The organism is Stenotrophomonas sp. YJH_SMC_106-19 (genome assembly GCF_059368375.1).
The window spans coordinates 167,410-194,040 of the sequence record NZ_JCAFRQ010000004.1 but is presented as its reverse complement, the minus strand read 5'-3'; the positions used below and the strand labels follow the sequence as shown (position 1 = coordinate 194,040).

Sequence of the window (26,631 nt, the reverse complement as noted above, 5' to 3'; positions counted from 1 at the left end):
ATGAGCAACGAAACCCTTTTCAGCAGGATCATCCGTCGCGAGATTCCGGCCAGCATCGTCTATGAAGACGAAGACGTGCTGGGCTTCAAGGACATCGCGCCGCAGGCGCCGGTGCACGTGCTGTTCATTCCGAAGAATGAAATCATTCCGACCCTGGACGACCTGCAGCCTTCGCAGGCGCACCTGATCGGCAAGCTGGCCCTGGCGGCGGCCGACTATGCGCGCCGCGAGGGCTTTGCCGAGCAGGGCTACCGCATCGTGATGAACTGCCGCGAGGATGCAGGGCAGACCGTGTTCCACATCCACATGCATCTGCTGGCCGGCGCGCCGCTGGGCCATTTCGGCGCGCCGGGGAAGTAAGCGCCCGCCGGCGCGATGCCGTGCAAGCAGAAGGCCGCCCGGTGGGCGGCCTTCTGCGTCATGCGTACCGGAGGGGGGTTACCACCAGCCCCAGCGGCCGTAGCCCCAGTACGGGCCATACGGGCCCGGGCCCCAGGGGCCATAGGGGTAGGGCACGACGTCGACCTGTCGCTGCTCCGGCCACAGGTAGATCACATCGGCCGACAGCTTCGGCAGGCGATAGTCGTACTCGCCGATGCGGGTGTTCTGGTAGCCATCGATCTTGCCGATGAAGGTCACGTCACGGCCGGGCTCAAACACCGCCGGATCGTAGAAGCCGGAGCGGCAGGCGATGAAGCGGCCGTCGCTGGCATCGGACGAGGTGGTGTTCGGCCGGCCGGAGGCGTTGAGCGGGCGCGAGATCATCTGGAAGCAGGTCTCGCCCTGGCCGGGCTTGGTTTCGATGATGCGGCCACCCCAGCGCACGGGCGTGCCGACCTGCTGGGTGGCGACTGAATCGCGCGGGGAGACCATGCTGAACTGTCCCTGCAGCGGCTTTGGGGCCGTGGCGCAGGCCGACAGGGCCAGCGTGGCCACAGCGGTGAGAAGGAACTTGGTGTTCATGGGGAGGCTCCGGAAGTCGGGCGATGCCTGCGCAGGTCCCGCAATAATGAAGCGAGGTCGGTGCAAGTTCCAGCGTAGCGCGCGTCGGCGAAACGCTGGCTGAGTGCCAGCAGGGCCGGATCGGGCCGGCACGCATGGACGCGATGGGCCCAGAGCAGTGCCGGCTCGTGCGGTTCCCGGGCCAGGCCGAGCCGGGCGTAGCGCCGGCCCAGGCGGTGCCAGGCGCGCAGCAGCGGGTCGCGTTCGCGCTCGCCCCGGGCCAGCAGCCATGCCATCCACAGCACGGCTGCCAACGCGGCCATCACGAAGCCTGACAGCAACTGTCCCGGACTGATGTCGTCCAGGCCCAGGGGCTTGAACAGCTGCTGCTGGCGGCGCGCATCGAAGGACAGCACCAGGTCGTTCCAGCCACGGCGCAGCCAGTCGCCCATCTGCCCCAGCTGCAGCCAGCGCTGTTGCAGCGGATTGCCGGCCTCAGCCAGCAGGCGATCGTCGAGGGTGTCCAGGATGCGTTCGGGGGCGACGGCCGCCGTGGGATCGACCCGCACCCAGCCCCGTTGCGGCAGCCAGACCTCGGCCCAGGCGTGGGCATCCATCCGCCGCACGACCCAGTAATCGCCCACCCGGTTGCGCGTGCCGCCGGCGAAGCCGGTCACCACACGGGCCGGAATGCCTGCGTTGCGCATCAGCACCACGAAGGCCGAGCTGAAGTGCTCGCAGAAGCCTGCCTTGTAGCCGAACAGGAATTCATCGATGGGGTCGCGGCCGGCCACGGGCGTGTCCAGCGTGTAGGAGAAATCGGTGGTGATCCACTGCAGTGCGCGACGTACCACGGCCTCATCGTTGCTGCCCGCCTCCTGCCGCCACTGCCGGGCGAGGGTGGCGGTGCGTGGATTGAAGCCGGCCGGCAACTGCAGCGCTGCGCGTCGCAGGTAGGGGGGGAGCGCGCTGTCGAAGTGCTGCGGCGGCGCCGAGTGCAGGCGCCACCGGCTCAGCGCCGACAGCGTGCGGTCGCTGAGCAGGCTCATGTCCGCATCCAGCGTGCTGCCTTCCGGCGCACGGGTGGGCAGATCCAGTGCCACCAGCTGGCGGCGGTCGGTCGGTTCGTAGTCGATCTGGTAGTCCCAGCCGCGCGCACCGGCATCGACGATCGCGGGTGGGCGCTGCGTGCGGGCAGGGTCACGGGTCCAGCGTCGGCCATCGAAGTCGGTCAACACCGGTCCTCGCCAGTAGCGCTGGTCCGGCTCGGGTACGGCGCCGAAGAACTGCACCCGCAGCGCAGGTGTGTCGTCGGCCATCAGGTCCAGCCACTGCCCCGGCTCCATGCTGTCGGACAGGCCCGGCGTGCTGACCGCGCGTTCGGGTACGCCCCACAGCGGCGTGGACAGACGCGGAAACAGCCAGAACGACGCCAGCGCCAGTGGCAGGCCCAGCGCCAGCAGCCGGCCTACGCCCTTCAGCTGGCCGCGCAACGGCAAGGCGTCGGCGTGGCCCTCGCCCTGTGCCAGGCGCTGCAGGGCCAGCAGTGCACAAAGGCCGGCCAGCGCCGCCAGCAGCGTGGTCAGCGGGCCCTGGTCCAGCAGGAAAGCGGCGAATGGCGAGAACAGCGCGAAGCCCAGCAGGCTGCGTGCATCGCGCAGGCTGCGCAGCTCGCTGGACTTGATTGCAAGCATCGCGGCGAGCAGTGCGCAGCCGGTATCGCGTCCGGGGCGGACCAGGCCCATCTGCCAGACGATGGCGGCCAGCATGCCCAGCACGAGCAGCAGGCGCACCGGCATCGGCAACACGCGTCGCCACGACAGCGCGGCCGTCAGCAGCGCAGCCAGCGCGATCACCGTGGCCAGCATCGGCGGCAACTGCAGCAGCAACGGCAGCAGCGCAAGCGCAGCGCTGGCCAGGGTCCAGGTGCGGGCGTTGCGGTCGAGCGTGGGCGCGGCGTCAGTCATGCGGCATCAGCGCCAACGCGCGCAGGCAGAGATGGTGATGGCTGGCGCCCTGTCCCGGCCCCAGTGGCGGATGCGAGGGCAGCAGCAGGGTGTAGCGGCGACCTCCGCGTTCGGCCATGTCGATCCAGCGCGCCAAGCGTGCGATGCGCGCTTCGGTCGGCAGTGGCGCCAGCGTGTGCCAGTCCAGCACGACCTCGATGCCGACCGGCTTTTCGTACTCACGGACCAGCAGGCTGTCGCGGCGCGCGGAGTGCTTCCAGGCAATGCTGCGTGGCGCGTCTCCGGCGCGGTAGGGGCGCAGCTGGTGCAGCTCTTCGCCGCTGGCGTGGGCGCGGGTGTGCAATGGATCGTTGCCGCGCTCCGGCAGCGCGGGGGCCAACGCTTCGGCCAGGGGATACACCAGCAATGGCTGTTCCGGCCACACCCATGACCACGCACGGACCAGGCCCAGCGGTTGCGTGGTGGACAGGCGGATGCGCGACAGCTCCCGCCAGCCGCGACGTTCGCTGGGGACGTCCAGCTCCACTTCGCCACGCCCCTGTGCCGGCAGCGAGGTCCAGGCCTGGCTGTCGCCCAGTTGCAGGTGCAGCCCCTGTCGTGGCCGCGGATCACGCAGCGACAGGTCCACGCGCAGCCGCAGCGGCTGGCCGGCAGGCACCGGCTCGGCGGAGATCGCATCGATCTGCACGCCCGACAACTGCAGGTGCGCGGCAATGGCGCTGGCGATTGCCGCCGCCGCCAGCAGCAACGCCAGCAGCAACGCGGGGTTGTTGTTGTAATTCAGCGCACCCAGCAGCATCGCCGACAGCAGCGTGGCGACGAACAGGCCGAAGCGCGTCGGCAGCACGTAGATGCGGTGGCGGTTCAACCGCTGCGGCAGTGCTTCCGGCGCACGCGGGCGTGCCAGCAGCTGCAGCCGCGCCCAGCGCGAGGCCACGCTCAGTCCACCGTGACGGTCTGCAGGATCGCGCGTGCCAGCGCAGGCCCGGAGCTGGACTCGGCTTCGGCCACCAGTCGATGCCCCGCCACCGCCACGAACAGCGTCTGCACGTCTTCGGGAATGACATGGCTGCGGCCGAGCAGCAGCGCATGCGCCCGGGCTGCACGCAGCAGCGCCAGTCCGGCACGAGGCGACAGCCCAACGCGCACGCCTGCATGCTGGCGGCTGCGTGTCAGCAGGGCCTGCACGTAGTCGACCAGCGCGTCGCTGGCGTGGACCTGGCCTACGGCCTCACGCAATGCCCGCACCTGCACTTCGTCCAGTTTCGGCATCGCACGTGCGATCAGGTCGCGGCGATCGGTGCCGCGCAGCAGCTCGCGCTCGGCCTGCGGGCTGGGATAGCCCATCGCCAGCCGCAGCAGGAAACGGTCCAGCTGCGAGTCGGGCAAGGGGAACGTGCCCGACAGGTCCACCGGATTCTGGGTGGCGATCACGAAGAAGGGGTCCGGCAGCGCATGCGTCTGTCCATCCAGTGTCACCTGCTGTTCGGCCATGGCCTCCAGCAGCGCGCTCTGCGTGCGTGGTGGCGCGCGGTTGATTTCATCGGCCAGCAGCACATGGGTGAACACCGGGCCGGGATGGAACTGGAACTGGCGACTGCCTGCCTCATACACCGATACGCCAAGCACATCGGCCGGCAACAGATCCGAGGTGAACTGCACGCGCTGGAAGCCCAGGCCCAGACTGCTGGCCAGCGCGTGGGCCAGCGTGGTCTTGCCGAGGCCGGGCAGGTCCTCGATCAGCAGATGTCCACCGGACAGCAGAGCGACGAAGGCGAGCCGCACTTCCGGAACCTTGCCCAGCACCAGCGCGTTGACCTGATCCTGGGCCTCCCGCAGGGACTGGCGCAGTTGATCGGTTAGCATGCTGGGACTGGGGGACGAAGCTGGCATGATCGTCTCTGATCTGGAATCTCCTCGATTATCCATAGAGCAATGCAGGGCGAACAGCGCGCACGGACGATTTTTCTCTGGTTATGGACGCTGGTCACAGCGGCCAAGCTGGTGGTGGCCGCGCGCCTGCCACTGTTCGTCGATGAAGCGTTCTACTGGCAGGAAGGCCAGCACCTGGCGGCGGCCTATTCCGATCTGCCGGGCCTGACCGCGTGGATGGCGCGGCTGGGCGTGGAGATCGGCGGTCATCACGTGCTGGCCCTGCGCCTGCCGTTCCTGGCGATAGGTGCGTTGCTGCCCTGGCTGGTTTCGCGCATCGCCACGCGCTGGTTCGGTGCCGTGGCCGGTTGGCAGGCAGGCAGCCTTACTCTGCTGATGCCACTGTCGGCCACGCTGGGGCTGCTGGCGGTGCCGGACGTACCCATGGCGCTGGCGGCCGTGCTGTGCCTGCACGCGGGTGCGCGCCTGCTGCACAACGTGGACGCATCATCGGCGATGAAGCTGGCATTGGGCCTGCTGATCGGTGCGCTCAGCCACTATCGCTTCATCGGTGTGATCGGCGTCGGCTTCATCGCGTTGCTGGCGTTGCCGCAGGGCCGGCGCATGCTGGCCGATCCGCGGGTCTGGGTCGCGCTGGCCATCGGTGTACTGGCCTGGTTGCCGTTGCTGGCGTGGAATGCGGACAACCACGATGCCGGGCTGAAGTTCCAGGTGGTCGAGCGCCATCCCTGGGCGTTCGAGTGGGGTGGGCTGTGGTTCCTGGTGATCCAGCCGATGCTGGTCACCCCCATCCTGTGCATCGCGATGTGGAAGGTGGCGCTGGCCGGCACGCGCAGCGGTGGTGGTGCGCGCGTGCAGTGGCGCTACTTCGGGCTGGTGGGCGGCGTATCGACGCTGGGCATCTTCCTGCTGGGGTTCTTCACCGATGTCGAGCGCATCAGTTTCCACTGGCCGCTGCCGGGCTACCTGGCGCTGCTGGTCGCGGTACCGGTGGTGCTCAATGGATGGCCGCGCTGGCTGCGCAGGACAGGGTGGTGGCTGGCAGGGCTGGGCATGGTGCTGGCGTTCGGCTACTACCTGATGGCATCCACGCCGGCACTGCGCGAGCAGATGGCCGGCAGCAAGTACTACCCGCGCAATTTCGCCGGCTGGGAGCCGTTGGCCACGGCGGTCCGCGAGGAACTGCAGCAGATGCCGGAAGGCACGCGTGTCCTGGCCGGCAACTTCAAGGTGGGGGCCGAGCTGGGCTTCCAGCTGGGCGATGGCGATATCGAAGTGTTGCCGCACCCGCTCAACGACAAGCATGGCCGCACGGCGCAGCTGGCGCAGTGGAACCTGGTGCATGCCGGTGAGCGCACCGCGCCCATGCTGCTGGTGCTGTCACCCAGCGACCAGCGGTACCGCGAGCTGCTGGACCGCTATCACGCGGTCTGCGAACAGGTGGGGCCGCTGCCGGCACCACGGATTGTCAGCAGTGACCACGGCTTCCAGCGCTTCCTGCTGTTCCGCCTGCCGGCGCAGCGCGCGCCGGGGCCCTGCGTGACGCCGGCGATGGCGTGGCTGGATGCGCCGTCCAATGGCGAGAAGGTGTCCGGCACGCTGGCGATCCGGGGCTGGGCCTTCAAGGACGGCGTCGGCCTGGCGCGCGTGGAGGTGCTGGTCGATGGCCGTTCGATCGGCGATGCACGCTACGGTCGCGAGTTCGACCTGCGCCCGGCCTGGCCGGACAGCACCGATCCGCAGCATCCGGCCGTGGGCTTCGATGCCAGCCTCGATACCTCCGTGCTGGCACCGGGCAAGCACTGGCTGGGCCTGCGCCTGTACGGCCACGACGGCAGCGTGGAAGCATGGCAGGAGCAGCCGTTCGTGGTGGAGAAGCGCTGAAGGCGCTACCCCGGGGCTCAGGGCACCCGGAATCCGGCCCTGCGCAGCACGCCGCACAGGGCGATCAGGGGCAGGCCGACCAGCGCAGTGGGATCGCGGCTGTCGATGGCTTCGAACAGGCTGATGCCCAGTCCTTCGCATTTGAAGCTGCCGGCACAGTCAAGGGGCTGCTCGGCAGCGACATAACGGGCGATTTCCGCGGCATCAAGATGACGGAAGCGCACTTCCGTCAGATCCAGCGCTGCGAAAGATTCTCCGTCCCGTGTGAGATTGAGGGCGGTGTGGAAGCGTACGGTGCGTCCGGCCATGGCCGCCAACTGCGCACAGGCGGCATCGACCGTGCCTGGCTTGCCCAGCGGCCGGCCTTCCAGATCGGCGACCTGGTCCGAGCCGATCACCCAGGCGCCCGGGTGGCGGGCGGCCACATCGGCCGCCTTGGCCGCGGCCAGGCGTACCGCCAGATCCAGCGGGGCTTCACCGCTCAACGGCGTTTCATCCACCTCCGGGCGCGCGCACTCGAACGGCAGGGCCAGCCGCTGCAGCAGTTCGCGGCGGTAACGGGAGGTGGAGGCCAGGACCAGGGTCATGCAACAATACCGGGGCAGGGTGCGGCAGTCTGGCCCGGCCTGACTGCCAGCGGCAAGCCTCATGTGGCGGGCATTTGACAGCCGCCGCCCGGATCCTTAGTATTCAGCGGCTTATGTCCGCGAACGTGCCCGAAACGCTGGATGCCTGGCGGATGGTTGTAGCGCGAAGGCGCTTCGACGGTCAGGTGTCCCTGGCTGAATTGACCCGCCTGCAGGGGTTGGTCGCAGATACCGACGGCGAGTGCGTGTACTCGCTTGAGTTCGGTCGCGACGACGTCTTGCGGGTATCCTATGTGGAACTGACCATCGACACCGCGCTGCCGCTGACCTGTCAGCGCAGCATGCAGCGATTCCTGTTGCCGGTGAAGGTGACCCAGAGGCTTGGCCTGATCCGCGACGAGGACGAGGAATCGTCCCTGCCGGAGGAATACGAGGCGTTGCTGGTGCCGGAAGATGGCCAGCTGCGTCCGCTGGACCTGGTCGAGGACGAACTGGTGCTGGCGGTGCCGGTGGTACCGCTGTCACCCGACGGTGAAGCAGTCGACAAGGACTGGGCACCGAGCGAAGAAGAAACGAAGAAGGCCAACCCGTTCGCGGCGTTGGCGGCGTTGAAGAAACAATAGCAGCCGGTTGTCGTCGGCGGCTGCGGCGAAAGCGAAAAGTGTGCTGGGCGCTGGCGTCCTGTGCGACGAAACGACGAAGCAAAACGAACCGAGTTTGGAGCAATCCCATGGCTGTCCAGAAATCCCGTGTTACCCCGTCCCGTCGCGGCCAGCGTCGTTCGCATGACGCCCTGAGCGCCAAGCAGCTGTCGACCGACCCGACCACCGGTGAAGTGCATCTGCGTCACCACATCACTGCCGACGGTTTCTACCGTGGCAAGAAGGTCATCCAGACCAAGACCTCGGCCGTCGAAGAAGATTGATGTGCCGGGAAGGCCGCTGCCCGACGGGCAGCGGCCTTTGCCTTCTTTCCCCGGGCGTGCCGGTGATCGGCGGCCCGCGCAACAGGAAACATGATGAGCAAGCGGATCTACTCGAGGATCGCGGGCACCGGCAGCTATTTGCCGGAAAAAGTCCTGACCAACGCCGACCTGGAAAAAATGGTCGAAACCTCGGACGAGTGGATCCAGACGCGCACCGGTATTCGTGAGCGGCACATTGCGGCCGAAGGCGAGACCACCAGCGATCTCGGCTACCAGGCTGCGCTGCGTGCGCTTGAAGCGGCGGGCATCGACGCTTCCCAGCTCGACATGATCGTGGTCGGCACGACCACGCCTGATCTGATTTTCCCGTCCACCGCGTGCCTCATCCAGGCCAAGCTCGGTGTGGCCGGTTGCCCCGCCTTCGACGTCAACGCGGCCTGCTCGGGCTTCGTGTTCGCGCTGAGCGTGGCCGACAAGTTCATCCGTTCCGGCGACTGCAGGCACGTGCTGGTGATCGGCGCGGAAACCCTGACCCGCATCGTCGACTGGAACGACCGCACCACCTGCGTGCTGTTTGGTGATGGTGCTGGCGCCGTCGTGCTCAAGGCCGACGAGGAAACCGGCATCCTCAGCACGCATCTGCACTCTGATGGCAGCAAGAAGGAACTGCTGTGGAATCCGGTCGGCGTTTCGGCCGGTTTCAAGGACGGCGCCAATGGCGGCGGCACCATCAACATGAAGGGCAACGACGTGTTCAAGTACGCCGTCAAGGCGCTGGACTCGGTCGTGGACGAGACCCTGGCTGCCAATGGCCTGGACAAGTCGGACCTGGACTGGCTGATCCCGCACCAGGCCAACCTGCGCATCATCGAAGCCACCGCCAAGCGGCTGGAAATGTCGATGGACCAGGTCGTGGTCACCGTCGATCAGCATGGCAACACCTCGTCCGGCTCGGTGCCGCTGGCGCTGGACGCTGCGGTCCGCTCGGGCCGCGTCGAGCGCGGTCAGCTGCTGCTGCTGGAAGCCTTTGGTGGGGGCTTCACGTGGGGTTCGGCCCTGTTGCGCTATTGATAGTGCAAGTTACGACAACGTGAAGTCTGTCGTTGCGGCCCTCCGGGGCCGTAACGCGTTTAAGGAGGTCCTGTCATGGTTGAGCCCATCGTCATCGACGGGCAGCGCGCCTGGCTGAAGCAGTACGGCAAGGGAAGCCGAGCCATGGCCCTGGGCCTGCTCAATTTCGTCGCCCGCCGGTTCCAGCTGGACGCGCTGCGCCCGCCGCCGCACCGGGGCGGAGACGCCGCACGCGAGGTCGAGGCCCGCCGCCTGGGCGAACTGCAGGCACAAGGGGTGAACGTGCCCGACGTGATCGGCAGCGGCCATGCCGCGCTGGTGATCGGGGACAACGGCAGCTCGTTCAACACCTGCCTGCGCGAGGCCGACGACGCCGGGCGGGACCGGCTGGTGATGGCCGCAATGCGGGCACTTGCCGAAGCACACAGCCGTGGCGCCTATTTCGGCCAGCCGCTGCCGCGCAACCTCACCTGGGATGGCGAGCGGGTCGGTTTCATCGACTTCGAGGAAGATCCGCTGGAAGTGATGGATCTGGCCGAAGCCCAGGCGCGCGACTGGCTGATGTTCGGCTATGGCGTGGCCAAGTACTACGCCGACCGGCCTGACTGCCTGCAGGCGATGATGGCCGAGGCGATCGGCACCGTGCAGGCGCCGGTACGCGAGCACGTGCACGCTGTGAGCGGCCGCCTGCAGCGCCTGGCCCGGGTCTGCATGAAGCTCGGACGCTCGGCGCGCACGCTGGCCCATTCGATCTTCATCGCGCACGGCGCCACCACCATGGGGGTGCTGATGGTGGTCGGGCTGTGCATGGACTTCTTTGCCGATGGCGAACTGGACATTCTGCAGTTGTTCTGCTGATTGCATCCGCCGGGCATGGCCCGGCGCTACCGGAGCCGTTCACCGGGCATGGCTTGGTGCTGCCGCAACCGTTCGCCGGCCCGGCATTGCCGGCGCGCTCCATACGCCCTGCATACGCGCACGTACAGACGACACGGCGGATTCGCCCTTATCATGGCCCGCTTCGATTGCAACAAGCGGATGACCGCGTGACCGTATCCACCCTCGCTTTTGTCTTCCCCGGCCAGGGCTCGCAGTCTGTGGGCATGGTGGCCGAGCTGGCCGAGCTGCACCCGCAGGTGCGTGAGGCCTTCACCGAGGCATCCGATGGTGCCGGCGTCGACCTGTGGGCGCTGTCCCAGGGTGGCCCGGAGGAAATGCTCAACCGTACCGAATACACGCAGCCGGCCCTGCTGGCGGCGAGTATCGGCGTGTGGCGCGCCTGGAACGCCGTGGGTGGTCCGCGCCCGTCGGTGCTGGCCGGCCACAGCCTGGGCGAGTACACGGCGCTGGTCGCCGCTGGCGCGCTGAGCCTGCATGACGGTGCGCACCTGGTGCGCCTGCGCGGCCAGCTGATGCAGGACGCGGCTCCGGCCGGCGTGGGCGCCATGGCCGCCGTGCTCGGCGCCGAAGACCAACTGGTGCTGGACGTCTGCGCCGAAGCAGCGGGCAGCCAGGTGGTGGTACCGGCCAACTTCAACTCGCCCGGCCAGATCGTGATCGGTGGCGATGCGGCAGCAGTCGACCGCGCGCTGGCGTTACTGGCCGAAAAGGGCGTGCGCAAGGCAGTGAAGCTGGCCGTCAGCGTGCCCTCGCATACCCCGTTGATGCGCGAGGCCGCCAACCGTCTGGCCGAAGTGATGGCCGGGCTGTCCTGGCAGGCTCCGCAGCTGCCGGTGGTACAGAACGTCGATGCCCAGGTGCACGACGGCGTGGATGCCATCCGCACCGCGCTGGTCCAGCAGCTGTACCAGCCGGTGCAGTGGACCGGTTGCGTGCAGGCCCTGGCCGCCCGTGGCATCACCCACGTTGCCGAATGTGGCCCGGGCAAGGTGCTGACCGGCCTGGTCAAGCGCATCGACAAGGCCATCGACGGCCGTTCGCTGGCCACCCCGGGCGACTTTGAAAGCGCCCGCGAGGCATGGTCGGCCTGATCGCCCCTGTTCCTGCCGACCCTGCCAGTGGCCGCTGCACGCGGCGCGGGTGGGGCGGCTGCCCCCGTCTGAGGAAACCATCATGAGCAAGCCCCTGCAGGGTGAAATCGCACTGGTCACCGGCGCCAGCCGTGGCATCGGTGCCGCCATTGCCGATCTGCTGGCCGCCCAGGGCGCCACCGTCATCGGCACCGCCACCACCGAGTCCGGCGCTGCTGCGATCGGCGAGCGCCTGGCGGCCCACGGTGGTCACGGCCGCGCGCTGAACGTCACCGATGCCGCCGCACTGGACAGCGTGCTGGATGGCATCGCCAAGGAATTCGGCCCGATCTCGATCCTGGTCAACAACGCCGGCATCACCCGCGACAATCTGCTGATGCGCATGAAGGACGATGACTGGGCCTCGATCATCGACACCAACCTGACCAGCGTGTTCCGCACCAGCAAGGCGGTCATGCGCGGCATGATGAAGGCACGCAAGGGCCGCATCATCAACATCGCCTCGGTGGTGGGCGTGACCGGCAATGCCGGCCAGGCCAACTACGCGGCCGCCAAGGCCGGCATCATCGGCTTCAGCAAGTCGCTGGCCAAGGAGATCGGCTCGCGTGGCGTCACCGTCAACGTGGTCGCGCCGGGCTTCATCGACACCGACATGACCAAGGCACTGCCGGAAGAAGCGCGCACCGCGCTGATCAACGACATCGCCCTCGAACGCCTGGGTTCGCCGGAAGACATCGCCCATGCGGTGGCCTTCCTGGCCAGCCCGGCTGCCGGCTACATCACCGGCGAAACCCTCCATGTGAACGGCGGCATGTACATGCCGTAAGCAAGGGGCGCACGGATTGCGCCGCAAGTGGTTGATCTGCGTGGATTTTTGCTGCAATGCAAGGGCGCGCCGGTTTCCACTACACTATCCCACGGCCATCGCCCTTGATGGCGACCACTTTTGAACCACAACTCCATCTGGAGCGAGATCCCATGAGCACCATCGAAGAACGCGTCAAGAAAATCGTCGTCGAACAGCTTGGCGTCAAGGAAGAAGAAGTCACCACCAGCGCATCGTTCGTCGATGACCTGGGCGCTGACTCGCTGGACACCGTCGAGCTGGTGATGGCGCTGGAAGAAGAATTCGAGTGCGAAATCCCGGACGAAGAAGCCGAGAAGATCAGCACCGTGCAGGCCGCCATCGACTACATCAAGGCCCACGTCAAGGCCTGATGTCAGACGGCAGTGCGCGTGCGGGCATCCGCCCGGCGCGCACCGCACCCCATGGGGCCGCTGTTGCGGCCCCGTGTGTTTGCGCATCACACCGAAGCAAACCGCGTTGCCCGAAAGCATCTTCGGGTCAGGAGAATCAGCAATGAAGCGTCGCGTCGTCGTAACCGGCCTGGGTATCGTCTCGCCGTTGGGCAATGATCTGGCCAGCAGCTGGGAAGGCATCACCCATGGTCGTTCGGGCATCGGTCCGCTGACCAACGTCGCCGATTCCTACCTGGAACGGTTCACCACCAAGATTGCAGGTGAGGTCAAGGGCTTCGACATCACCGCCGACAATGCACTGTTCGGCAAGTACCGGGTCAGCGGCAAGGATGCCAAGAAGATGGACCCGTTCATCCATTACGGCCTCGGTGCCTCGTTCATGGCCCTGCATGATTCGGGCCTGGAGATCACCGACGCCAATGCCGAGCGCATCGGCGCCATCGTCGGCGCCGGCATCGGCGGCCTGCTCGGCATCGAAGAGCAGACCATCGAATTCCACGAGGGCAAGAAGATCTCGCCCTTCTACGTGCCCAAGACCATCATCAACATGCTGCCGGGCCAGCTGAGCATCATCACCGGCCTGAAGGGCCCGTCGTTCTCGGCGGTTTCGGCCTGCGCCACCTCGAACCACTCGATCGGCACCGCCATGCGCATGATCCAGTACGGCGATGCGGACGTGATGGTGGTGGGCGGCGCCGAGCGCGGCTCCTCGCCGACCGCCGTGGGCGGCTTCTGCGCGATGAAGGCCATGTCCACCCGCAACGACGCACCGGAACAGGCCTCGCGCCCCTGGGACAAGGATCGCGACGGCTTCGTGCTGGGCGACGGTGCCGGCATCCTGATCCTGGAAGAGTACGAGCACGCCAAGGCCCGTGGCGCGAAGATCTATTGCGAGCTGGCCGGCTTCGGCGCCAGCTCCGACGCGTACCACATGACCGCGCCGAGCGAGAACGGCGAAGGCGCTGCCCGCTGCATGACCATGGCGTTGAAGGACGCTGGCCTGAATCCGGAACAGGTGGGTTACCTCAACGCACATGGCACCTCCACGCCGCTGGGCGACCTGGGCGAAACCATGGCGATGAAGACGGCCTTCGGCGACCACGCCTACAAGATGATGGTCAGCTCCACCAAGTCGATGACCGGCCACCTGCTCGGCGCTGCCGGCGGTGTGGAGGCGATCTTCTCGGTGATGGCGCTGCAGGACAACGTCATCCCGCCGACCATCAACCTGCAGGAGCCGGGCGAAGGCTGTGACCTGGACTACGTCCCCAATGAAGCGCGCCAGGCCAAGGTCGACGTGGTGATGTCCAATGGCTTCGGCTTCGGCGGCACCAACGGCACGCTGATCTTCAAGCGCGTCTGACCGGGTTGTAGCGTCGGGCCATGCTCGACCGGACGTGCTCCACGCACGAGGAAGCCGCCGCAAGGCGGCTTCCGTGTATCTGAATTCCCCTGCAGGCCACCATGACCCACGCCCCGCTGATCCACCCGCTGCCGCATCCGATCGATCTGCTGGCCCTGCAGCAGCAAGCGCCGGAACGTTTCCCGCTGCTGATGGAGTCCACCGCTTCCGGCACCGCGCAGGGGCGCTGGAGCCTGCTGTTGGCCGCACAGGGCGACACGCTGCGCCTGGATGCCGATGGTTGCGTGCGCGACCAGCAGGATACGGTGCAGCCCGGCAGCTTCCTGCAGGCGCTGGACCGCGCCTGGCAGCAGGCACGGCTGCCGCACGATGGCAGTCACAGCCTGCCGTTCCGCGGCGGCTGGGCCTTGATGCTCGACTACGAAGTGGCCAGCCAGATCGAGCCGGTGTTGCAGGCGCGTGCGCGCGATGATGGCCGGCCGACGGCACTGGCGCTGCGCTGCCCGGCGGCCGTGCTGCACGATCACCAGAACCACGCCAGCTTCGTCATCGCCGAAGCGGGCGAGCAGGCGCTGCTGGACTCGCTGGTGGCGCTGGCCGCGCAGGCGCTGCCGGAGGCGGGGCAGGGCTGGCAGCCGCCGCAGTCGGTCGGCGAAGACGCGCCGCAGCGCTTCACCGACGGCGTGCGCCGGGTGATCGACTACCTGCGCGCCGGCGATGTGTTCCAGGTGAACCTGTCGCGGCGCTGGAGCGCGCAGTTCGCCACGCCGGTCAGCCCGCAGGCCCTGTACGCACAGCTGCGCCGCGCCAACCCCGCACCGTTTGCCGGCCTGTTCAGTGCGTTTGGGCGGCACGTGGTCAGCTCCTCGCCGGAGCGGCTGGTATCGGTGCATGCCGGCCACGCGCAGACCCGGCCGATCGCGGGCACGCGCCCGCGTTTCGAGGGTGACGATGATGCCGCGCGCATCCAGGAGCTGGTCGGGCACCCGAAGGAGCGCGCCGAGCACGTGATGCTGATTGACCTCGAGCGCAACGATCTGGGCCGCATCTGCCTGCCCGGCACCGTGGTGGTTGATGAACTGATGACGGTGGAGAGCTACGCCCATGTGCACCACATCGTCAGCAACGTCAGCGGCCATCTGCGCCCGGAGGTCACCCCCGGCGAAGTGATCGCCGCAACGTTCCCCGGCGGCACCATCACCGGCTGCCCGAAGGTGCGCTGCATGCAGATCATCAGCGAGCTGGAGCAGGTGCCGCGCGGTGCCTATACCGGGGCGTTCGGCTGGCTGAACCGCGATGGCGACCTGGACCTGAACATCCTGATCCGTACCGCCGAGGTGGACGGCCACGAGGTCAGTTTCCGCACCGGCGCCGGCATCGTGGTCGATTCGGACCCGGACAAGGAGCTGGACGAGACCCGCGCCAAAGCGCGTGGCCTGCTGCGCGCGCTGGGCCAGCAAGGGTAGGCGATCGACTCCCGCCGGGCATGGCCCGGCGCTACCGACGCATCACCCTCCCGGTAGCGCCGGCCATGCCCGGCGAGCGAAGCGGGGTTGGGTGCCACCCCAGCCATGACCCCACACCACCGGCACGGTATCCTGCACGACGGAATCGAGTTCTGAGGTAATCCATGGCGGGAGCCAAGCGCGGGTGTCTGTTCGTGGTAACGCTGCTGGTGGTGCTGGTCGCGGTCGTGGCCGGCGCGGGTGCGTGGTTCTTCTACAAGCAGACCCAGTTCGCCGATGCCCGGATCTCCCCGTCCGCAGAGACCGTGGTGATCGCCAGCGGCGATGGCCTGAACACTGCGCTGCGCAAGCTGCGCGAGGCGGGCGTGGACGAAGGCCAGGACGCACAGTGGCAGCTGCTGGCACGCCAGCTCGACGCCGCCGGCAAGCTGAAGGTGGGTGAGTACGCGCTGGACAACCAGCTGACCCCGCGCGAGCTGCTGCTGCGCATGCGCGCCGGCAAGGTCCTGCAGCACCGCGTCACCATCATCGAAGGCTGGAACATCCGCCAGCTACGCGCGGCGCTGAAGCGTGCCGATCCACTGCTGCACACCACCGATGATCTTGATGATGCGGCACTGATGCAGCGCCTGGGCTTCGGCGGCCAGCATCCGGAAGGCCGGTTCCTGCCGGAGACCTACATCTACCAGCGCGGTGACAGCGACGTGGATGTGCTCAAGCGTGCGCATGCGGCAATGGAAAAGGCGCTGGACGAGGCCTGGCAGAGCCGTGCACCGGACCTGCCGATCAACACGCCGTACGAGCTGCTGACGCTGGCATCGATCATCGAGAAGGAAACCGCGCTGGCCAGCGAGCGCCCGCAGATTGCCGGCGTGTTCATGCGCCGCCTGCAGATCGGCATGCGCCTGCAGACCGATCCCACCGTGATCTATGGCATCGGCGCGGCCTATGACGGCAACATCCGCCGCCGCGACCTGACCACCGATACGCCTTACAACACCTATACCCGTGCGGGCCTGACCCCGACCCCCATCGCCATGCCCAGCCGCGACGCCCTGATGGCCGCGGCACAGCCGGCAGCGGGGGATGCACTGTATTTCGTCGCCGTTGGCGATGGCAGTGGCGCGCACGTGTTCTCGTCCAGCCTGGACCAGCACAACGCTGCGGTAGCGCGCTACCTGCAGCAGCTGCGCCAGCAACGCACCCAGGAGACCCCGGCGCAATGAGTCCCGCGCTGCTACGCCACCCACGTTTCGTCAGCCTGGAAGGCGGCGAAGGCGCCGGCAAGACCACTGCGATCAATGCCATCCGCGCGTGCCTGCGCAAGCATGGCCATGAGGTCGTGCTGACGCGTGAACCGGGCGGCACGCCGCTGGCCGAGCGCATCCGCAGCCTGATACTGAAGCCCGATGCCGAGATCGCCGCCGAGCCGCTCAGTGCCGAGGCCGAACTGCTGCTGGTGTTCGCCGCCCGCGCGCAGCACGTGCGGGAGGTGATCCAGCCGGCCCTGCAGCGCGGTGCCTACGTGCTGAGTGATCGCTTCACCGATTCCAGCTACGCCTATCAGGGAGGGGGCCGTGGCCTGGACCCGCAGTGGATTGCCGAGCTGGAGCGCCGTGCCGTTGGCCTGTTGCCGGGCCTGACCCTGCTGCTGGATGTGGACGTGGCGGTCGGTCGTGCGCGCGCCAATGGACGCGACCTGTGGCCGGACCGCATCGAGAGCGAGCAGGACGATTTCTTCCAGCGCGTGCGTGAAGTGTTCCGCAGCCGCGCCCAGCAGGACCCACAGCGCTTCGCCGTGATCGACGCGGGCCAGGTGCAGGAACGCGTGGCCGCCGACGTGATCGCGCAGGTCGAGCGCTGGCTGCAGGAAGGAAAGGGCGCATGAGCACGTTCTCGCCCTGGCAGCAGCGCGCATTCGATCAGACCGTGGCCGCGCTCGACGCGGGCCGGCTGGGGCATGGCCTGTTGATCTGCGGCCCGGCCGGGCTGGGCAAGCGCGAGGTTGCGCTGGCGCTGGCCGACCACGTGCTGGCGCAGGGCGATGCCGCGCACGCCGCGCGCACCCGCCACCTGATCGCTGCCGGTACCCACCCGGACCTGCAGCTGGTGAGCTTCATTCCGAACAAGAGCGGCGACAAGCTGCGTACCGAGATCGTCATCGAGCAGGTGCGCGAGATCACCGACAAACTGGCATTGACCCCGCAGTACGGTGTGGCCCAGGTGGTGATCGTCGATCCGGCCGATGCGATCAACCGCTCCGCGGCCAATGCATTGCTCAAGACGCTGGAAGAGCCGCAGCCCGGCCGCTACCTGTGGCTGATCAGCAGCGACCCTGCACGCCTGCCGCAGACCATCCGCAGCCGGTGCCAGCGCCTGGAGTTCAAGCTGCCGCCGCACGAGGAAGCGCTGGCCTGGTTGCAGCAGCAGGGCCACAGCGACGCCTCCGCACGCGAAGCGCTGGACGCCGCGCGCGGCCATCCCGGCCAGGCCGACAACTGGCTGCGCGAGGACGGGCTGAGCCTGCGCCGTGAGGTGGCCCGCGACCTGGAGCAGCTGGCCACCGGCAGGACCGGCGCGGTGGAGCTGGCGCAGAAGTGGTGCGGTGATGACAACGCGGCGCTGCGCCTGCGCTTCGCCGCCGACCTAGCGCTGGCCCAGGCCAGCACGGACGCCTTGACCGCGCCGGAGCGATTGCACAAGCTGGCAGCCTGGTTCGACGCTGCCAACCGCACCCGCGACCTGTTGCGCACCACGGTGCGTGCAGACCTTGCGGTGGTCGAGTTGCTGCTGGCCTGGAACAAGGTGAACGAGCGGCCTGCCGCAAGGGGAAATCGATGAGTGCCAGCAACGCCCGCCAGGGCATCCTGTCCCTGGCCGTGAAGGACAAAGCCGCGCTGTACAGCGCGTACATGCCGTTCGTGAAGAATGGCGGCATCTTCGTGCCCACGCCCAAGCGCTACTTCCTCGGCGACGAGGTGTTCCTGCTGCTGACCCTGCCCGATTCCAGCGAGCGCCTGCCGGTGGCCGGCAAGGTGATCTGGGTGACCCCGGCAGGGGCGCAGGGCAACCGTACCGCGGGCATCGGCGTGCAGCTGGCCGACGGCGCCGAAGGCGAGGGCGTGCGCCATAAGATCGAGACCCAGCTGGCCGGCCTGACCAGCTCGGACAAGCCCACCCACACGATGTGAGGTAGGGCCGGGCCACGCCCGGCGGCACGCCCTGAAAACACCAGTGAAGACGAATGTGAAAACTGTTGACGGCCTCTGAAAAGTTCCTATAATGAGCGGCTCAGCAACACACCGGGCGGTTAGCTCAGCGGTAGAGCATTGCCTTCACACGGCAAGGGTCACAGGTTCGATCCCTGTACCGCCCACCATGTTGCAGAACGAAAAAAGCCTCCAGAAATGGGGGCTTTTTTGTTATCTGATGATGCGTGCCAGCGTCGCTGCTGCGGCTGCCATCAGCCGTGCTGGTCCAGCAGATCCCGCGCGATCATCGCCGTCGCATCCAACAGGTCGTGGCTGCTGCCGGCCTGCACCACCACCGCCAACAGACCACGGCCCACCTCGGCATTGCCGCTGGTCAGTTCCATCTCGCCTTCAAAGCACAGATCGGCCAACCATTCGTGGGCCTGCTGCAACCCACGCTTGCGGACGCGGCGGAACTCCGCGAACAGCTTCGCCTGGCCGGCCTCGTGTTCGCCCTCGGCCAGCAGGCCGATCGCACCGTCGTGCGCCGCGCGCCAGATGGCCGGCAGCGGGCGACCGTTTGCGTCCACCACGTCCTCCGAGAACTGGGCGCAGTACATTTCGTAGCGTTTGCCCGCCGTACTGCGAGGTACGATGCCGGCGTCGGCGAGCAGGCACTCGGCTTCATCCAGTTTTCTGAACTTCAACCGCAGCAGTGCAGGGCGGCTCAGCTGTTGGGCCAGCGCGTGCTGGTTGGCGGCAAACCATACGTTCCAACCCACGGTTGCGCGGCCTTCCAGTGCGGCCTTGAAGTAGTCCAGATGTTCGGCGTCCATTACGGCCTCCTGCGTTCCCTGTGCGATTGTAGCGGGAGGGCATCCGGGCCGGTCAGTCAGCGCCGGAGAGGCAATGATTCGCCTCGCGCACCAGCTGTCGTGCGGCCACGATAAGTCCATCAGTGTGGAAGGCACCCAACTGCTGGTCCGGGCCACCCTCGGCGCGCGCTCGATCGCCCGCCTGCAGCAGATCGAGCAATGCACTGAGTCCGGACAGCGAGCGGCGCAGCGACGCGTGATTGCTGGCGCCCAGAGTGAGGCTGCTGCACGGTTGCCCGTCATCGCCGTCGGCGCAGCTGATGGCATTGAGGTACGTGAAGAAGGCAGGCGACTGCACGGGCAGACTCTGTTCGTGCAAGGCGCACTCGATCTCGCGTGCGAGGTCCTCGGGCACGTCGGCGGCGATGTCGCCGATCAGGGCGTGCAGGCGGGGATGGACAGCGGTGCGGTTGGTCATGGCGAAACCCTCACTGGCGTGGGGCCACCTTCCGAGTGAAGGTGGCGGACGGTGCGGGTTGGCGTACCAAGGCAAACGAACTTCCACCGAGAGGAAGGCCTGGCGGATCTGTCGATCCCCACGCACCGGCCGCCATTGAAGGCAATCGGTGCATTCTCTCTGCTGAGGCGTGAACCGCAGCGGTGGAAGTTCGTTCGTTTATTCGAGACGCCAATCCCGGCCAAGGCAATCTGCCTCGGCGCGGCGATCATCCGGCTGCGCAATCACATCGGTCTGTAAGGAAAATTCTCTTTCATGCCAATGCGGAGGAGGGAGATCTCGATCTGTGCGACAGTGCACGGGCGCGCTGCGAGCAACGTCACTTCCGATGCCGCGCGCTGCACGTGCTGTCGGTGCACGTCGCGACAACGCGGTACGCGCCGCGGGTTGTTTGCGTCACGCTGCGCACGATGCCCGGATCACTCGAGCAGCGTCGGGTCGGTGATGTCCAGCAGCCCGGCATTCGCCATCCGCAGTTCAACCTGATGCACGCGCCTCAGATGTTCCGGGTTGCGCAGATCGAAGGGTTCGTCCAGCGCTACGATCATCGTTCCCTTGCCTTTCACGACCTCCATGGACGCCGCTTCAGGAATGAATTTCTTCGGCACGAGGTGGGGTACAAATCCCATCCAGCCCAGCCAGCGTCGATGGGGAAACAGTTGATGGAAGTGTGCGTAGGTTTCATATCCCTCTCCGTCCGGGAGTGGGGACGTAACGTCTGTCGCAACGAACACGGCATCCAAACGGGTTGCTATGCTTCGGATGCAGGATCGAATGATGCCGGATGTGCCATCTGGACCAAACGCGTCGACGGGGGCGTTGATGCTCAGGGTGACCCTGCCGAACCACGGCCTGTAATCCAGCGTAGGACAGCCAGGTTGATCATGAGCTTTCTGGCTCAAGGCGGGAGTAATGGAAGCGCCGGCACCGCCTGAATTGGCCGCAGTTGGGTACTTTCTATGGTAGTAGGCGGCGTTCTCGGCGACTGCATCGATGAACCTTGCCTTGTCGCTTAGAGGTACCGGTCTGCCAGAGGAATCACGAAGCGCCCAGTTCTGGAAAAGGTGATGTATCTCGCCAAGCTCTTCGGTAAGTTGCAACAGTTGTCGATAGGCCGCTTCAGCACTCAGCACCTCCACCGGCACAGTTGTATCTATGAATGCGTTGTATATCTCGGTCATGGTGAGTATCTGCAGACTGAGGCAAGTGGGCCAAAGAGGCGTAGTGCGGCCATGTAGCACACTCGTTCGAGGAAGTGCCACTCCAGTTTTGAGGGTCGTCCGAAGCCGCTGATGACTCCATGCTGCGTACTTAACTGTCTTATCCAGGATTCCTCAATATTCTCCCTTCTCTTTCCAGACTTCAGCGCAGCCCACAAGCGTAATGTTCCCTTCTCGTCAAAGAACTGGGAGTAGTGGCCTTTCGCTTCAACGGCGGTACATGTTCTTCGCCAGAAGCCATCAAACCGGATACCTGCGCACTGCCACTCGGTTATGGTGATCTGATTCTTCTCGCGGAGGATAGCTGCGCGAGATCTGTCCAGTGCGGTGCCCCCATACGTGTAATCGAAGCTCTCCGGTCCGGCCAGGCGATTGGCGATTCGCAGCTGGTAGTCGTAGTTCCGGTACTGAGTCAGTGGAATCGTGTAGTTCGCGGGCACGAGGTAGCCTTGTGCCAGCTTGCAGGCGTTGCAGTCATTCTGGTTGCTCGTCTGCGAGCAATCTGTCTCGCTCGTCTGTACCCTGGGTTCGGTCTTCACTCCAGTTTCGACACCCGTCGCTTCCTTGATCTTCTGCCATATCTGGCCGAGCGTCGGGCCGCCTGCCGTGGTTCCTGGCATCTGGTCTGGGAACGGAACGGGAGCATCGCGAACCGGATCCCATGCCCCTGGCGACGTCACTGGGGGAGGGGGAATAGGGAATGGCACAGCACCCATTTTCTGGTCCTTTCAGTTCAGTCTGTGATGCGGGAAGAGGCCAGCAGTGCTAGAAGGTCCGCTGCCGTGGCATTGGGATGGGCGGTCTCGTTGAACCAGACCCGGGTGACTGCCTGGTCGCGCAACCCGCGGGCCCAGGCCACATCGGCTTTCACCCAGCGCACCAGCGTCGGTAGATGCGTGATGTGCAGGGATGTCATAGCGTGCCGGTAACTTGCACGGACATCCTCGACGAGTTCCTCGTCGCTTCGTTGGGCGGTCTCGACAGGAAAGTGTCTTCTGGTTTCGCGCGAAAGCGGGACGACGAACGTTGCTGGATCCGGGAGGCAAAGCCTCGCATACTGTTCAGCGCTGAGTGTCAGCATCGCGTGCACCTGGCCTTTCGAGATCGGCTCGGACCAGAGTCCAGTCCTGACTGTTCAACGTGACCTGCCACTCCAGTACCGGACCGAGCAGGTCCAGCTGTTGTCGGGGAGTGAGGACATCGCAGTATCGGAGGAAGGCTCTGGGGTCGTAGTAGCGCATCAATGCCAACGACCCGTCCGGCAGCGAGATGTCCAGTTTCGTCTGCAGATGTTGAAACAATGGATTGAAGGCTGTCGCTGAAGCCAGTATCGTGACGCCCGAAGACTGACGACCGAGGCAGGTCAGCCAGCGATGTACAGGTCTCTGGATCGCTCCCCAAGGTAACTCGATCAGCCAGGGAGAAGCTTGGACGAGATCGCTCTCGGGCTGTCCTGTGAACAGCGAGCGGTGGAGCAGTGTGTCCTGCTGAGTGTAATGGCGGAGTTCGCCCTCTCGTTCAGGGGCGGCGGCGCAGTCCACCAAAGCGAATGCTGTCCACGCCATCACGAGCGCACCAGAAGCGGAGCGCCGCTGGTGCCTGCAGTGAGCAGGCACTCCAGGCAGATGGCCGCTCCGGGAGAGGAGCCTGTCGAGACATCAATCGTTGAGGGTGCGGCAGTACAAGGCGCTTCGCTGACGTACACCAGGCGCTGTTGGGTGGAAACACGCTGGCAGCCGCATGCGAGACGGTGCCCGTGGAGCGCGACGGGGTGACCGTCGATGATAAGGGTGGGCTCGCCTTCGATGATCGGGAAGACCCCCTGATGCAGCGGGCAGGTGGCGCTGTCGCCTTCACGTGCGACGGCGCGGCCCTCGATGTCTGTGCAGGGTGAGCCGTTGATGACGCGTCCGCTACTGCTGGTCGTGTCACCAACGACAATCCAGTGTCGTCTCACGTTGAGATATCGAACCTGTTGGTCGGTGCCCAGCGTGCAACCCGGCAACAAGATCCATCAAGCAGTTGCAGCCATCATGCTGTCACTTATGGCACTCCATGCAGCTGCTGATTGTGATCGCTTGTCCCGTTTTTGCTGGAGAAACAAGAGCTTTCCAGAAATTTGGGGCCGCGGGATTCAGTCAATGAGGGCAGGGGCGTGGTCTGCGGGACGCTGCGTTGATGAGTTCAGAAACCTGCGAGAAGCGACATGCACCCTCGTACTCAGAGAACGAACGCGGAGCGGCAGGGAAGCTGAGAAGTGCGCCCTCCTGGGGGAGGAAATTGCAGGGCCCTAAACGGGACGCGCGTTCGCGCGACATTTCACACAGAAATCCAGCAGCCCGGCGCATCGTCTCCCAACCCTCCACCCGGGAGCCCCACCATGCCGCTCGCCCGCATCGATCTCCGCAAAGGCAAATCCGCCGACTACCTGCAGCGTGTCGGCGAGGCCATCTACCAGGCCATGCGCGCGGTCGGCGTGCCCGAGAACGACCGCTTCCAGATTTTCCAGGAGCACGACGCCGCCACCCTGGTCTACGACCCCAGTTACCTGGGTGTGCAGCGCTCCGACGATTTCATCTGCATCCAGATCACCTGGAACGAGGGCCGCACCCTGGAGCAGAAGAAGGCGCTGTACGCGGGCATTGCTGACGGCCTGCATTCGGCAGTGGGCATCCGCCGCGAGGACGTGTTCATCAATCTGGTGGAAGTGAAGAAGGAGAACTGGTCGTTCGGGCATGGCGTTGCCCAGTACGCGACGTGAGGCGCCTGCGTCACCCTGTCGCAGGGGCAAAACCCTGAACGTGGTCCAAGGTTGCGGCGCCGCGCCGTAGAATGCCCGGGTGCACCGCCCCCGATTCCACCACCGGTTCCAGGCCCTGGCATGGCTCGCCCTGCTGCTGGTGCTGCTTGCCCCGCTGGTGAGCCGCTGGGTGGCGCATGGCCGCGTGGCAGCGCCGGCGCCGGTGGCGGCGATGGATCATTCGCTGCATGCGCAGCACACGATGGAAGGCCATCACGACCATCATGCGATGGCGACGCCGCACGATGAGGCCGCGAAGAATCCGCCCGCCGATCCACACGCCGACCATGAAATGGGCGTGGATTGCGATTACTGCCTGATCGCGGCGCGGCTGATCACCCTGCTGGTGGCGACGTTCCTGCTGCTGGTGCCCTTGGCGCCGGTCTGCCGGGCGCGGCTGGGCGCTGTGCTGGCAGTGCCCGCGCGCCTGGCGGGAACCCTCGGGGCGCGGGGACCACCGGCGGCATTGGCGGGCTGAGCCGCGCGCGCGGCCGTGCATTCCCTCTGATGGAAGCCGCCAGGCATGGCCTGGCGCTACCGCGTGCGCTTTCCTTCCTGCTGCCCCGCGGTGCGGGGTGGCATTGCATGCCGTGAAAAAATGAAAAGACATCCGAAGCGCGTTGCCCTGCGTTGGGCGACGCTGCCGGCGCTGTGCGCCTGCGCCCTGCCTGTTGCACCTGCCCGTGCCGAAGCGGCGTGCCCGACCACCCTGGACACCGTACGCGTGGTCGATACCCGGCACGGTGCGCTGTCGGCCACCCCCGGCGCAGGTTCCGCGCTGGGCCTGAACGTGTTGCAGACACCTGCCGCGCTCACCGTGATCGACCGCGACCAGCTGGAGCAGCGCGGTGACTCCAACCTCAACGATGCGATCAGCCGCGCGGGTGCGATCAGCGCGATGCCGCATCCGGGCAATGGCCTCAGCGCACTGTCCAGCCGGGGTTTCACCGATGGGGCGTCGGTGATGCGCCTGTACGACGGGCTGCGCCAGTACGGGGGCGTCGGCATCACGTTCCCGTTCGATACTTGGTCCATCGAGCGCATCGAAGTGCTGCGCGGGCCGGCCTCGGTGATCCACGGCGACGGTGCGATCGGCGGTGTGATCAACATCGTGCCGAAGAAGCCTTCGCGCGGTGCCATCGAGAACGAGATCAGTGTGACGGTGGGCAGCGAGGACACCGCGCGCCTGGGCTTCGGCAGCGGTGGCGCGCTGACGCCCGAGCTGGCCTACCGGCTGGATGTGAGCGGCAACTACAGCGGCGGCTGGGTGGACCGTGGTCGCAACAGTGACGCGACTTTCTCCGGGGCATTGCTGTGGCAGCCGCGTACCGACCTGCAGCTGACGCTCACCCATGCGCAGGGCTACCAGCAGCCGATGCGCTACTTCGGCACGCCGCTGGTCGAGGGCCGCCAGCTGGAAGCGCTGCGCCACCGCAACTACAACGTGGACGACAGCGAGATCCGCTACCGCGACCGCTGGACCCAGCTTGATGCGCTGTGGACACCGAATGCGAACGTGGAATGGCGCACGCGCCTCTACCAGATCGACAGCCAGCGCGATTGGCGCAATGCCGAGGCCTATGTCTACAACCGCGCTACCGGCTTGATCGATCGCTCGGGCAATACCGAGATCACCCACAACCAGGACCAGACCGGGCTGACCTCGACGCTGCGCGTGCAGGGTGAGGTGGGCGGTCTTGCCAACAGTTTCGCGCTGGGGATGGATGCCAACCGCGCGCACTTCAAGCACACCAACAACACCTATGCCGGCAGCTCCGGCCCGGTCGATCCGTTCCATCCGGTGCCGGGGCAGTTTGCCAGCGATGCGCCGAACCTGCCGCGCTACCGCAACAGTGCCGAGCAGTACGCTCTGTTCGTGGAAGACCGGCTGGCCCTGAGCGAGCGCTGGTCGGTACTGGGCGGGCTGCGCCACGATCGCGCGCGCATCGATCGTACCGATCTGATCAGCGGCCAGAGGGCATTCTCGAAGACCTACAGCAGCACCGGCTGGCGAGCAGGCACGGTATTCGCGCTGCAGCCGACGCTGAGCCTGTACGCGCAGTATTCGCAGGCGGCCGACCCGGTCAGCGGCCTGTTGATGATCAGCCCGGCCAACGGTGCCTTCGACCTGGCCAAGGGGCGTCAGGTCGAAGTCGGCCTGAAGCAGGCCTTCGACGGTGGCGAGTGGACGCTGGCGGCGTACCGGATCCGCAAGACCGGGCTGCTCAGCCGTGATCCGCTGCTGCCGGATCGTCGGGTGCAGGTGGGCGCGCAGACTTCGCGCGGAATCGAGGCGTCCTTGAACTGGAATTTCGCGCCGCAATGGACGCTCGATGCCAACGCGACGGTTCTGAAGGCCGAGTTCGAGGATTTCCTGGAAACCACCGGTTCGCCGGCTGTGTTGGTCTCGCGCGATGGCAATGTGCCGCCGAACGTGGCAGAGCGGCTGGCCAATGTATGGGTGAGCTGGCAGTTCCTGCCCGACTGGAGCGCGGCCGCAGGTGTGCGTTACGTCGGCAAGCGCTACGCCGACAACGCCAACACCCTGGAGCTGCCGGGCTACGGCACCACCGATCTGGCGCTGACCTGGCAGGCGGCACCGCGCACGCGGGTGACAGCCCGTGTGTTCAACGTGTTCGACAAGGCGTACTACGCCACGGCGTACTACACCAGCACGCAGTGGCTGCTGGGCGCGGATCGCCGCGTCGAGTTCACCCTCGATCACCGCTTCTGAGGACG

The 26,631-nt window shown here is 66.5% G+C and carries 30 protein-coding genes and 1 tRNA gene; 19 read left to right on the top strand and 12 right to left on the bottom strand.

What is annotated here, in order from left to right; all coding sequences use genetic code 11:
• Complete coding sequence (locus tag AC5P5M_RS13540) at positions 1-360, top strand: histidine triad nucleotide-binding protein (RefSeq protein WP_495206020.1); 360 nt, start codon at positions 1-3, stop codon at positions 358-360.
• A gap of 78 nt (positions 361-438) precedes the next feature.
• On the opposite strand, the gene AC5P5M_RS13535 is transcribed toward AC5P5M_RS13540, so the two are convergent.
• Genes AC5P5M_RS13535 through AC5P5M_RS13520 form a run of 4 tightly spaced genes read right to left on the bottom strand, consistent with a single transcriptional unit; the run spans position 439 to position 4,802 of the window.
• On the bottom strand, positions 439-963 hold the full coding sequence (locus AC5P5M_RS13535) for a Slp family lipoprotein (protein WP_053519081.1): 525 nt from the start codon (positions 961-963) through the stop codon (positions 439-441).
• Positions 960-2,909 carry a transglutaminase TgpA family protein gene (locus AC5P5M_RS13530; protein ID WP_065182462.1) on the bottom strand — a complete coding sequence of 650 codons (1,950 nt, stop codon included), beginning with the start codon at positions 2,907-2,909 and terminating at the stop codon, positions 960-962. Before AC5P5M_RS13530 ends, AC5P5M_RS13535 begins: the two co-directional genes overlap by 4 nt.
• The gene (locus tag AC5P5M_RS13525; protein ID WP_053519085.1) at positions 2,902-3,846 is read right to left on the bottom strand and encodes a DUF58 domain-containing protein; all 945 of its coding nucleotides are present in this window, start codon (positions 3,844-3,846) and stop codon (positions 2,902-2,904) included. Before AC5P5M_RS13525 ends, AC5P5M_RS13530 begins: the two co-directional genes overlap by 8 nt.
• Positions 3,847-3,848: 2 nt before the next feature.
• The gene (locus AC5P5M_RS13520) at positions 3,849-4,802 is read right to left on the bottom strand and encodes an AAA family ATPase (protein ID WP_065175954.1); all 954 of its coding nucleotides are present in this window, start codon (positions 4,800-4,802) and stop codon (positions 3,849-3,851) included.
• A 42-nt stretch (positions 4,803-4,844) separates the two neighbouring features.
• Here AC5P5M_RS13520 and AC5P5M_RS13515 point away from each other — a divergent pair, with 42 nt between their 5' ends.
• Positions 4,845-6,686, top strand: a complete 1,842-nt coding sequence (locus AC5P5M_RS13515; RefSeq protein ID WP_053519089.1) for a glycosyltransferase family 39 protein — start codon at positions 4,845-4,847, stop codon at positions 6,684-6,686.
• Between the two features lie 17 nt (positions 6,687-6,703).
• On the opposite strand, the gene AC5P5M_RS13510 is transcribed toward AC5P5M_RS13515, so the two are convergent.
• Positions 6,704-7,273, bottom strand: a complete 570-nt coding sequence (locus AC5P5M_RS13510; protein ID WP_053519091.1) for a Maf family protein — start codon at positions 7,271-7,273, stop codon at positions 6,704-6,706.
• 113 nt (positions 7,274-7,386) lie between these two features.
• Here AC5P5M_RS13510 and AC5P5M_RS13505 point away from each other — a divergent pair, with 113 nt between their 5' ends.
• The 14 genes from AC5P5M_RS13505 to AC5P5M_RS13440 all read left to right on the top strand — a co-directional run bounded on the left by AC5P5M_RS13505 (position 7,387) and on the right by AC5P5M_RS13440 (position 18,728).
• Complete coding sequence (locus AC5P5M_RS13505) at positions 7,387-7,896, top strand: YceD family protein (protein ID WP_049404889.1); 510 nt, start codon at positions 7,387-7,389, stop codon at positions 7,894-7,896.
• A 107-nt stretch (positions 7,897-8,003) separates the two neighbouring features.
• A complete protein-coding gene (gene rpmF / locus AC5P5M_RS13500) occupies positions 8,004-8,198 on the top strand; it encodes a 50S ribosomal protein L32 (protein WP_005408308.1) in 195 nt (64 codons plus the stop codon).
• Positions 8,199-8,291: 93 nt separating this feature from the next.
• A complete protein-coding gene (locus AC5P5M_RS13495) occupies positions 8,292-9,269 on the top strand; it encodes a beta-ketoacyl-ACP synthase III (protein WP_053519093.1) in 978 nt (325 codons plus the stop codon).
• Between the two features lie 75 nt (positions 9,270-9,344).
• Positions 9,345-10,127: a BUD32 family EKC/KEOPS complex subunit gene (locus AC5P5M_RS13490; RefSeq protein ID WP_065182460.1), complete on the top strand. Its 783-nt coding sequence runs from the start codon at positions 9,345-9,347 to the stop codon at positions 10,125-10,127.
• Positions 10,128-10,315: 188 nt separating this feature from the next.
• A complete protein-coding gene (fabD, locus tag AC5P5M_RS13485; RefSeq protein WP_476342303.1) occupies positions 10,316-11,260 on the top strand; it encodes an ACP S-malonyltransferase in 945 nt (314 codons plus the stop codon).
• A gap of 82 nt (positions 11,261-11,342) precedes the next feature.
• Positions 11,343-12,086 carry a 3-oxoacyl-ACP reductase FabG gene (gene fabG / locus AC5P5M_RS13480; protein WP_053519099.1) on the top strand — a complete coding sequence of 248 codons (744 nt, stop codon included), beginning with the start codon at positions 11,343-11,345 and terminating at the stop codon, positions 12,084-12,086.
• Between the two features lie 152 nt (positions 12,087-12,238).
• Positions 12,239-12,478 (top strand): acyl carrier protein, encoded by a 240-nt coding sequence (gene acpP, locus AC5P5M_RS13475; RefSeq protein WP_053519101.1) that lies wholly within the window; start codon positions 12,239-12,241, stop codon positions 12,476-12,478.
• A 142-nt stretch (positions 12,479-12,620) separates the two neighbouring features.
• Complete coding sequence (gene fabF, locus AC5P5M_RS13470; RefSeq protein WP_053519103.1) at positions 12,621-13,883, top strand: beta-ketoacyl-ACP synthase II; 1,263 nt, start codon at positions 12,621-12,623, stop codon at positions 13,881-13,883.
• A gap of 101 nt (positions 13,884-13,984) precedes the next feature.
• Entirely contained in the window at positions 13,985-15,349 is a 1,365-nt protein-coding gene (locus tag AC5P5M_RS13465) for an aminodeoxychorismate synthase component I (RefSeq protein ID WP_164152175.1), read from the top strand.
• Positions 15,350-15,513: 164 nt separating this feature from the next.
• Positions 15,514-16,575, top strand: coding sequence for an endolytic transglycosylase MltG (mltG, locus tag AC5P5M_RS13460; protein ID WP_495206019.1), 1,062 nt, complete (start codon positions 15,514-15,516; stop codon positions 16,573-16,575).
• On the top strand, positions 16,572-17,237 hold the full coding sequence (gene tmk / locus AC5P5M_RS13455) for a dTMP kinase (protein WP_495206018.1): 666 nt from the start codon (positions 16,572-16,574) through the stop codon (positions 17,235-17,237). Before mltG ends, tmk begins: the two co-directional genes overlap by 4 nt.
• Positions 17,234-18,190, top strand: coding sequence for a DNA polymerase III subunit delta' (locus AC5P5M_RS13450; protein WP_164152178.1), 957 nt, complete (start codon positions 17,234-17,236; stop codon positions 18,188-18,190). The genes tmk and AC5P5M_RS13450 overlap by 4 nt, the downstream gene beginning before the upstream one ends.
• A complete protein-coding gene (locus tag AC5P5M_RS13445; RefSeq protein WP_053520428.1) occupies positions 18,187-18,540 on the top strand; it encodes a PilZ domain-containing protein in 354 nt (117 codons plus the stop codon). Before AC5P5M_RS13450 ends, AC5P5M_RS13445 begins: the two co-directional genes overlap by 4 nt.
• A 113-nt stretch (positions 18,541-18,653) precedes the next feature.
• Positions 18,654-18,728, top strand: a tRNA-Val gene (locus AC5P5M_RS13440).
• Positions 18,729-18,812: 84 nt separating this feature from the next.
• On the opposite strand, the gene AC5P5M_RS13435 is transcribed toward AC5P5M_RS13440, so the two are convergent.
• From AC5P5M_RS13435 to AC5P5M_RS13405, 7 genes are all read right to left on the bottom strand, one after another.
• Positions 18,813-19,376 (bottom strand): hypothetical protein, encoded by a 564-nt coding sequence (locus tag AC5P5M_RS13435; protein WP_476342298.1) that lies wholly within the window; start codon positions 19,374-19,376, stop codon positions 18,813-18,815.
• A gap of 52 nt (positions 19,377-19,428) precedes the next feature.
• A complete protein-coding gene (locus tag AC5P5M_RS13430; RefSeq protein ID WP_461288977.1) occupies positions 19,429-19,833 on the bottom strand; it encodes a hypothetical protein in 405 nt (134 codons plus the stop codon).
• 458 nt (positions 19,834-20,291) lie between these two features.
• On the bottom strand, positions 20,292-21,053 hold the full coding sequence (locus tag AC5P5M_RS13425) for an Imm52 family immunity protein (RefSeq protein ID WP_445393816.1): 762 nt from the start codon (positions 21,051-21,053) through the stop codon (positions 20,292-20,294).
• The gene (locus AC5P5M_RS13420; RefSeq protein ID WP_476342295.1) at positions 21,050-21,712 is read right to left on the bottom strand and encodes a Tox-REase-5 domain-containing protein; all 663 of its coding nucleotides are present in this window, start codon (positions 21,710-21,712) and stop codon (positions 21,050-21,052) included. Before AC5P5M_RS13420 ends, AC5P5M_RS13425 begins: the two co-directional genes overlap by 4 nt.
• A gap of 113 nt (positions 21,713-21,825) precedes the next feature.
• Positions 21,826-22,173, bottom strand: coding sequence for a hypothetical protein (locus AC5P5M_RS13415; RefSeq protein WP_111187168.1), 348 nt, complete (start codon positions 22,171-22,173; stop codon positions 21,826-21,828).
• Positions 22,154-22,657, bottom strand: a complete 504-nt coding sequence (locus AC5P5M_RS13410) for a DUF4123 domain-containing protein (protein ID WP_476342293.1) — start codon at positions 22,655-22,657, stop codon at positions 22,154-22,156. The genes AC5P5M_RS13415 and AC5P5M_RS13410 overlap by 20 nt, the downstream gene beginning before the upstream one ends.
• Positions 22,657-23,049, bottom strand: a complete 393-nt coding sequence (locus tag AC5P5M_RS13405) for a PAAR domain-containing protein (RefSeq protein WP_476343018.1) — start codon at positions 23,047-23,049, stop codon at positions 22,657-22,659. Before AC5P5M_RS13405 ends, AC5P5M_RS13410 begins: the two co-directional genes overlap by 1 nt.
• A gap of 423 nt (positions 23,050-23,472) precedes the next feature.
• On the opposite strand from AC5P5M_RS13405, the gene AC5P5M_RS13400 reads away from it, so the two are divergent.
• The 3 genes from AC5P5M_RS13400 to AC5P5M_RS13390 all read left to right on the top strand — a co-directional run bounded on the left by AC5P5M_RS13400 (position 23,473) and on the right by AC5P5M_RS13390 (position 26,626).
• The gene (locus AC5P5M_RS13400; protein ID WP_476342291.1) at positions 23,473-23,853 is read left to right on the top strand and encodes a tautomerase family protein; all 381 of its coding nucleotides are present in this window, start codon (positions 23,473-23,475) and stop codon (positions 23,851-23,853) included.
• A 130-nt stretch (positions 23,854-23,983) separates the two neighbouring features.
• A complete protein-coding gene (locus AC5P5M_RS13395; protein ID WP_476343016.1) occupies positions 23,984-24,370 on the top strand; it encodes a DUF2946 family protein in 387 nt (128 codons plus the stop codon).
• A 120-nt stretch (positions 24,371-24,490) separates the two neighbouring features.
• Positions 24,491-26,626, top strand: a complete 2,136-nt coding sequence (locus tag AC5P5M_RS13390; RefSeq protein ID WP_495206017.1) for a TonB-dependent receptor — start codon at positions 24,491-24,493, stop codon at positions 26,624-26,626.
• Positions 26,627-26,631 lie beyond the last annotated feature (5 nt).